Below are 3,279 nucleotides of genomic sequence, written 5' to 3' on the forward strand. Positions count from 1 at the left end.
CGAAAATCCAGGGATCGGATTTCCGTCCGCATCTTGAATTTCCACCTGAATGCCGCCCGCCGCAGAAGTGTCAAAATTAATTTCCAATTTCGAACCGGAGAAAATAATCGGTTTCGTGATCAACTCTCCGCCTTTGTATGGCGCATTCACGGAAATGAAACCATCCGTGCGAATGGAGTAGCGACTCACATGGCTTGTGGATTGTGCATAATAAGAAAGCCGATAAATGAACATCTTCCTCTCTCCTGCCGGGACAATGCCCAGAGCCGGCGTATTATCTCGAGCCACCCAATCGCGAACGGTTTCGCCGGGACGAATAAATGCTTCCATGAACGTGCGATCGTATCGATTACCGCCGCGCGAAGTCATCAAAATCGCATCGCTGGAAGATTTGCGGTAATTTTTGAATTGCACATATTTCCGCGCCACTTCCTCTGGAAACGCCGCCTTGTCCGGGAAAAATCGTTTGGCGATGGCAACGTAAATATGCGGCGCGCGAAAGTAAGGCTGCGTGCCGTTGGTGTAAAGATGTTCCATCGGCGTATCTCCGAAATCCATCTGCACCGGATCGCTCCAATGCAAAAAGTCCGGTGAAGTGGAGCGACTGACAGTGCGAAATCCGGTATAGCCATCCCCGGTCCAGGTGCGCAGATAGCAAACGTAACAGTTCTCCGCCGCAGACCAGAAAACCACATTTTGCGAATCAAACATGCCCTTCCGCAAAATCGGCTCATCCGAAATTTTCTTCCAGTGAATGCCGTCCGCGGAGACAAATCCCATGAGACCTGTTTTTTCAGTTCCGCCCACGCCCTTGAATCGTTCGCTGGCAGGGACACCCGGTTTTTCATCGATGAACGGGGAAAAATTGTGAGAAAAAGCATAGCCAACATCGAGCACCACATTATTTTCCTTTGTCCCCATAATTTCATAAATGCCCAGATTCGGCTTTGTCCAGTGAATGCCGTCTTTGGACTCTGCGTAACAGGTCACCGCCCACTTTTTCTTGGTTTTTTCATCCTGAACTTTCGGTAGTCCGCGATAATACATGCGAAAAAAACCGGAATCGTTCAAAATTGTGATATAGCCGGAAAAGGGACCTTCCCAGGGCTTGTCAAATTTCAGCGCGATGTCCTCATAACGAGGCCTGTGGAGCTGCAACTCCACTCCATCCATTTTTTCAATCAAAAAGTAATCCACAAAAAGTTCGCGCCGATTTCCAATGTCGATGGGGTCGGATGCCATCAAAAAAGAACTGTTTAGCAAAAAAAGCATTCCCAGCAAAATAATTTTTTTCACAGCAAAACGCATGACATGCTCCTTAAATTCACTTTTTCATCTCTTTCAAAATATTCAGCACTTTTTGCAGCCGGCCATCATCGCGGACATCATGTCCTACCAGCAACATGCGGTAATTTTCGCTCACCAATTTTTTGATATTTTCCGGATTGCCAAATCCAATCAGCGGCACACCGGCTTTGTCGCACGCTTTTTTCACAGTGTCCCAGGCTTTCACAACATCGGGATGATTCGTTTCTCCGGGATGTCCGGCGACAAAGCTGTAATCGTAAGGTCCAAAAATGACCGCGCCGATTCCCTTCACCTTGAGAATCTCATCCACATTTTTCACGCCCAGATCATCCTCAATCATGATGACGACCAACAAATCGCCGTTCGGATTCAGAGGCCAGACATCGGCGTGTTCCACGTATTCGGGCATGGTCAATCCCCACAAATACGCCGCCAGCCACGGAGAAGCGCCGCGAGTCCCCTGCGGATCACGATAAGGAGAATTTTCCGCCTGACGATAGCGGCAGGCGCGAACGATTTTTTCCGCTTCTTCCGGTGTCTGCACATGTGGAATCACGATTCCGTGCACACCAACGTCCAACACCTGTTTGATCAAAGCGTGCACCGGTTGATTTCCTTCGCTGGGAAGTCGAACGAGCGTGACAATGCTCGGCTGCAAATTACCTTTGACAACTACGTCGCGTTTTGAATTCATCGCTAACAAAAAATTTCGTAGCGCTGTGATGTCATACGGCTGATGCTCCATGTCGATGAGAATGAAATCCAGCATCGGCTGCGAGATCGAAGTTTGGTAGTCAGGGTAACCGGTGAATTCATTCAAACCAATAGCATTGGACGGGTGCAGCGCGCTGACCCAGGTCCCGATGACCAGTTGTTTGTGCTCGAGTTTGTCGATAATCTTATTGATGTGGACTTTTTGCATCTGCTGCGCAAAAACAGAAACTGATAAAAGCATCACCAGGATAAAAATTGTAACTTTTTTCATTTTTGCCTCTTGAATTTTATTGGTTCTTTATGTTTTGATTGGATATATTTTTTTTGCCACGGATATTCACGGATAGACACGGATTTTTTTAAGAAGAATAAATGAGTCCAGTCCAAAAAACCAGGTTTTTCTAATGATGATTGCAAGTTAATGCGATAACTTTAGAATAAACAATAAACAGCTCTTTTTTTCAGGTCAAAAACCAGATTTTTTACTTTCTTTAAAGCAAACTCATAAATTCAAAACATCCGTGAATATCGGTGTTCATCCGTGGCTTTAATTAAATACATTCAATAAAATTGGTCATCCGTGCCAACCCGTGGCTCCATTCACATTAATCATCTTCCAATTTATCATACCAATTCTTTTTCAAAATAACAGTTGTCACAGCGACGAGCAGAACGGAAACCCACGCCCATTTGAATTCGTAAATAATGATGAAAATGGGAATGATCCGCAATGCAGTCTGCCAGACCACGCCAACGAAAACATTCACCATGTCCAATTTCCAGTTGCTTCTATTTTCAAAAGACGGATTCTCGGCAACAACTTTTTCGTGAATCGGCTTCCAGAACCCCCACGGACGAACACGGCGGTAAAATTCTTTGAGCACTTCTTCATCGTCCGGGTCAGTGCGCAATGTTCCGATGATACATCCAGCGAGAGAAATAGCTAAAATTATCGGAAAACTGTAAATATCATGCATATTTGGCAGCACAAAAGGATAGGCAAGGGCGGCGATAACGCCGGATATCATGCCCCAGAAATACCCGTAGCCATTAAATCGCCACCAGTGCCATTTTAAAATATTCGGAGCTGTGTAACCGCCGTAAAGTCCGAAGACAATCCATTGCGTCATCTGATGCACGGAGTCAGCCAAAAATCCAAACAAAATGCCAACACCAACAACCAGCGCCGATGAAAGATAACTTGCGCGCACCAAACTTCTGTCCGAAGCATCCGGTTTGATATAACGTTTGTAAATA

3 protein-coding genes are annotated in these 3,279 nt (G+C 45.8%); all 3 read right to left on the reverse strand.

Annotated elements, in window-relative coordinates:
- The coding region (locus GXO74_11890) for a glycoside hydrolase family 32 protein (protein NOZ62368.1) at window positions 1-1,308 on the reverse strand (1,308 nt) is incomplete at its 3' end.
- A 16-nt stretch (window positions 1,309-1,324) separates the two neighbouring features.
- Window positions 1,325-2,293: an aldolase gene (locus GXO74_11895; GenBank protein NOZ62369.1), complete on the reverse strand. Its 969-nt coding sequence runs from the start codon at window positions 2,291-2,293 to the stop codon at window positions 1,325-1,327.
- 334 nt (window positions 2,294-2,627) lie between these two features.
- A partial coding sequence (locus GXO74_11900; GenBank protein NOZ62370.1) for a sodium:solute symporter occupies window positions 2,628-3,279 on the reverse strand: 652 nt, incomplete at its 5' end.

Source organism: Calditrichota bacterium, assembly GCA_013152715.1.
Classification (GTDB): Bacteria; Zhuqueibacterota; Zhuqueibacteria; order Thermofontimicrobiales; family Thermofontimicrobiaceae; genus 4484-87.

Bases quoted from the DNA above. Each gene is read 5' to 3' on its own strand.
- GXO74_11895 (NOZ62369.1), bottom strand. From the start codon at position 2,293: ATGAAAAAAGTTACAATTTTTATCCTGGTGATGCTTTTATCAGTTTCT.